General features: G+C 49.3%; 1 protein-coding gene and 1 pseudogene. Both read left to right on the forward strand.

Translation table 11 applies throughout. The features are described 5' to 3' along the window. Positions 1–612, forward strand: a pseudogene (locus FW758_RS24435) (phage minor head protein); the annotation flags it as partial. A gap of 9 nt (positions 613–621) precedes the next feature. Continuing rightward, entirely contained in the window at positions 622–1,074 is a 453-nt protein-coding gene (locus FW758_RS24440) for a phage virion morphogenesis protein (protein ID WP_446446813.1), read from the forward strand. The last annotated feature ends 361 nt before the right edge of the window (positions 1,075–1,435 follow it).

The raw sequence follows: 1,435 nt of genomic DNA on the forward strand, positions 1-1,435 counted from the left end.
TATGGCAGCAGCATGAGCCCCGATTTAGGCTGGGCCTATAGTCCAGGCGAAGCCGCCTTTGGTACCGACGTGGCCGTCGCTAAAAAGCTGGGCACTATTCAATCCCTCGATACCCGCGCGCAGTTTATTCAGGCACTCAATAATAGCCCGCTGCGCCACGCCCAGTTTGCCCAATGGACGGATGAAGTACTCGCCAAACCAGAGCAGCAGAAGCGCCTAGGCTCAAGTCAGCAGGCGTTAGGCTTTATAACTCCCTCGATCCAAGCAGCGGTAACAGCACGTTTAGGCCGCGAGCCTAGCGCATTGCTCGCTATAACTGAGCGGCAACTCAGTACAGCGCAAGCCTCGGTGACGCCTAACCAGTTACAGCAATTACCGCTGCTATTGGCTAAGCCCGAGGCCGTGCTATGGGATAACGATAATCAAACCTTGCTCTATGTGTATCCAATTGAAGGGCAAGCTGATGATGAACGAGCGAGCAAATTACTTATCGCGAGCCAGTGGCAATTACAGCGCACACCTAATGATGGCCAAGTGGAAGTACTTAAGTTATCGCTAGTTGAATTGCAGCAAGCCCAATACCAAGTGCTTGAAGGTCAGTTAAAAGGGTAGGGATGCACTATGAATAAAGTGGATATTCAGTTTACCAACGGCACTGTATTGCAGGTGCTTGATAGCTTGCTGATTAAGCTCGATGACTTAAGCGAACCCATGAACGATATTGCCGCTGTGCTAGAGTCCGCCACCGAATCAGCCTTTGAAGCAGAGGCCGATCCCGTAACAGGTCAAGCCTGGGCATCCTTAAGTGATGCCTACCTTAAGGCCAACCCTAAACGCCAGGGCGGTAAGATATTACAAGCCAGTGCTGGCGGCTTAGCTGCCAGCGTGACTGCCGATAGCGGCGACTTTTGGGCGGAGATTGGTAGCAATAAAATCTATGCAGCTATTCACTATTTCGGCGGCACCGACGATATGCCCGCAGGCCCTGCGGGTATACCAGCGCGTCGATACTTCGGTGTAAGCCATGAGAGCGAACAGTCTATGTTAGGCTTCTTGGGAAGCTATTTGCTGTAAGAATGTGTTGTAAAAAGTGGGTTGAATGGATTTGTCTGCTAACGCCCTCAGACACGATTTAAGCGCCTAAGCTTTCAACTTGGTACAACGGCTCATCTAAAACCCACTTAAACGCTTTAACAAGGATTTAAACAGGTTTTAAATGAGGTTATCTAAAGGGTTGTTTTCTTTAGCTACGGCTTCTGATAATCTTCTGTGTAACCTTGACATTAAGCGGATTTTTCCGCCTCTCTGTACATGTCACATTGTGATCGCTGTTGGATGCTCGGCGAAATCGTTACGTTGGTAAAATTCGTTACTATTTCTCATCGCTCCTTCTCAGTTAGTTTTAAGTCATGCGCTTGCGCTAGGCATGTCAAGG

It is taken from the genome of Shewanella sp. 1180_01, assembly GCF_052850535.1.